Source organism: Caballeronia sp. M23-90, assembly GCF_053574605.1.
This window is the reverse complement of sequence record NZ_JBSIPA010000605.1, coordinates 1-3,231: the sequence shown is the minus strand read 5'-3', so window position 1 is coordinate 3,231 and position 3,231 is coordinate 1. Positions and strand designations below refer to the sequence as shown.

At 60.6% G+C, this 3,231-nt stretch carries 3 protein-coding genes; 1 reads left to right on the top strand and 2 read right to left on the bottom strand.

Going from position 1 to position 3,231, the window contains the following annotated elements; translation table 11 throughout:
* On the bottom strand, nucleotides 1-2,510 hold a 2,510-nt coding region (gene putA / locus ACRXB1_RS33345), incomplete at its 3' end, for a bifunctional proline dehydrogenase/L-glutamate gamma-semialdehyde dehydrogenase PutA (protein ID WP_449494456.1).
* Between the two features lie 311 nt (nucleotides 2,511-2,821).
* Here putA and ACRXB1_RS33340 point away from each other — a divergent pair.
* Complete coding sequence (locus ACRXB1_RS33340; protein ID WP_162915983.1) at nucleotides 2,822-2,992, top strand: hypothetical protein; 171 nt, start codon at nucleotides 2,822-2,824, stop codon at nucleotides 2,990-2,992.
* Nucleotides 2,993-3,048: 56 nt separating this feature from the next.
* On the opposite strand, the gene ACRXB1_RS33335 is transcribed toward ACRXB1_RS33340, so the two are convergent.
* On the bottom strand, nucleotides 3,049-3,231 hold a 183-nt coding region (locus tag ACRXB1_RS33335), incomplete at its 5' end, for a winged helix-turn-helix domain-containing protein (RefSeq protein WP_449494455.1).

The window sequence follows — 3,231 nt, the reverse complement described above, 5'->3', positions numbered from 1 at the left end:
GGAAAGTTCCACGGGCTGATGCAAACAACAGGACCCAGCGGACGATGGGTATCGTTGGAAAACTCGCCGCGAATTTGCGCCGAGTAATAACGCAGGAAGTCGATCGCCTCACGAATCTCCGATACCGGTTTTGCGAGCACCGGATTGCCGGCGGCAAGCGCGGCGGCAACCTGTCCCATGAAGATCGCCAGCGGAAAGTTCCACGGGCTGATGCAAACAACAGGACCCAGCGGACGATGGGTATCGTTGGAAAACTCGCCGCGAATTTGCGCCGAGTAATAACGCAGGAAGTCGATCGCCTCACGAATCTCCGATACCGCATTTGCGAGCGACTTCCCGGCTTCGCGCACCACCAGGCCCATCAGCGTATGCATCTGCGCTTCGAGCAGATCGGCAGCGCGGGCGAGGCAATCGGCGCGTTCATCGACGGGGGTCGATTGCCAGATCGGCGCGGCGGCCACGGCGTTGTTCATCGCCAGGGCGACTTGTTCCGGCGATGCATCGATCACCGTGCCGACCAGGTCACGCAAGTCGGCTGGGTTGCGGACATCGCGCGCAACGCCTTCGACTACGTCAGTGGTTTCGAGCATGGGAGCCGCGCGCCACGGATGATTCGCGCTCGCAAGCAACGCCGACGACAACGACGCCAGCCGGTGCTCGTTCGACAAATCGAAGCCCATCGAATTGAGGCGTTCGGCGCCGTACAACTGTCGCGGCAACGGGATTTTTGCGTGCGGCAAACCGAGTGGCGTGAGCTTCGACGCTTCATCGATCGGGTCCTGCACGAGTTCGCTGACCGGAATGTTCTTATCTGCGATGCGATTCACGAACGACGTGTTCGCGCCGTTCTCCAGCAAGCGCCGCACGAGGTACGCGAGCAGCGTTTCGTGCGTGCCGACGGGCGCATACACCCGACACGGCCGGTTCAGTTTGTCGCGGCCGGTGACCTCTTCATACAGCGGTTCGCCCATGCCGTGCAGGCACTGGAACTCGTACTGCCCCGGATAATAATTGCCCCCGGCCAAGTGATAAATCGCCGACAACGTGAACGCGTTGTGCGTGGCGAATTGCGGATAGACGGCGTCAGGCGCGCCAAGCAGTTTCTTCGCGCACGCCACGTACGAGATGTCCGTATAGATCTTGCGCGTATAGACGGGATAACCTTCGAGGCCATCGACCTGAGCGCGCTTGATTTCCGAATCCCAGTACGCGCCCTTGACCAGCCGGACCATGATCCGATGCCGGCTGCGGCGCGCGAGATCGATCAGATAATCGATGACAAACGGGCAGCGCTTTTGATAAGCCTGCACCACGAAACCAATACCGTTCCAGCCTGCCAGTTCGGGATCGAAGCAAAGCGCTTCGAGCAGATCGAGAGAAATTTCGAGCCGGTCCGCTTCCTCAGCATCGATGTTCAAGCCGATGTCGTAGCGACGCGCGAGCAGCGCCAGCGCCTTCACGCGCGGCAGCAACTCGGTCATCGTGCGCTCTTGTTGCGAGCGCGAATAGCGCGGATGCAAGGCCGACAACTTGATCGAAATGCCGGGGCCTTCGTAAATGCCGCGCGATCCCGCCGCCTTGCCGATCGCGTGAATCGCCTGTTCGTACGATGCGTAATAACGCAGCGCGTCTTCTTCGGTCGTCGCGGCTTCGCCGAGCATGTCGTAGGAGTAACGGAACCCGCGCGCTTCGAACTTGCGGCTGTTCGCCAGCGCTTCCGAGATCGTCTCGCCCGTGACGAACTGTTCGCCCATCAGGCGCATGGCCATGTCGACGCCCTTCCTGATCAGCGGCTCGCCGCCCCGTCCAATCAGGCGCGTCAACGCCGACGACAATCCCGCTTCGCTGTTCGTGGTGACGAGCTTGCCGGTGATCATCAAGCCCCACGTCGCCGCGTTCACGAACAAGGACGGCGCCTGGCCCATGTGCGAGCGCCAGTCGCCTTTGCTGATCTTGTCGCGGATCAACGCATCGCGCGTAGCGCGATCGGGAATGCGCAGCAGGGCTTCGGCGAGACACATCAGCGCGACGCCTTCCTGGCTCGACAAGGAGAACTCGTGAATCAAGCCTTCAACACCGCCGCCCGTCTGCTTTTTGCGCAGCGCTTCGACGAGCTTGGTCGCCATCGCGTTCGTCTCGTTGGCGACACTCGCCGGCAACCGCGCCTGCCCGATCAGGAACGGCACGCATTCCGGCTCAGGTCGCCGATACGCCGCCGTAATCGCCGCGCGCAACACGGATTGCGGTTGCACGTTCTGGGCGAAATCGAGAAACGGATGTGGCGCGCCGTCCTCGTCGGAATCGGTATGCGTGGAAGATTCGATTGAATCGGCCGCGCCGAGTACACCGGACAGTTCCGCTGGCAACTGTCCATGTTCGATGCGTTCCAGGTACGCGAAGATCGCCTGCTTGATGAGCCAGTGCGGCGTGCGTTCAAGGCGCGTCGCTGCGTCTCTCAGACGCGTGCGCAGGAGATCATCGACTTTGACGCCCAGGGTGGTGCTCGCCATAACTCGTTCCTTGCCGACGTTGAACGACGGCGATAGCTTGAAAGTGGCCGAATCGTAACTCGCACATAAAAAAGGTGCAACCGCCAAATAAGGGATGGGTTGCACCTGTGGAAACCCTTATACACAAAGGGATTAGGGGTAATTGAGGATGGCGGCGTTGGCGGCAGATGCCTAGGATTCTCGCGACTGGTGATTTTTCAGCACCACCCTAATTAATTCCTCCTTGCTGCCGATAACTCGGGTACGGCCAAAGTAGCGACGAATCCATAGCGGCCGAATTCTAAACAGCCGCGGTTTCGGGAGCAGAGGATATGAGCAACTGGATGGTCTTCATGATCGTATGGGCGATGGTCGCAATGTGCGTAGTCTTGTTCATCCGCGGAGCGCACCCGCACGTGGAGCGCCCGGACGGCGAAAACCGTGGCGGGAATCGCGATCGCAAAGCTGGCGCGTTTGCGCCCAGCGCGGACGTTGCGCGGTAAAACGAAGTCGGTGCGGGCCTAGATATCGAGTGGATCGACTTCAACGTTCCATCGAATCAGGCCTTTGACCTTGATTCCTCGCAACACGGGTTGCCAGGCCCTGAGCGCGTTCTGGCCGGATCTGCTTCGACGATCTGGCGAAGCCGGAGGATCTGTACGTCAATGCTGCGACCGAGTGCTTCATGATCTCGGCCGCGCGCCCGCGCAAGCAGGTTTTCCCGACTGACCGGCCGATTCGG

Bases quoted from the DNA above. Each gene is read 5' to 3' on its own strand.
- ACRXB1_RS33340 (WP_162915983.1), top strand. From the start codon at position 2,822: ATGAGCAACTGGATGGTCTTCATGATCGTATGGGCGATGGTCGCAATG.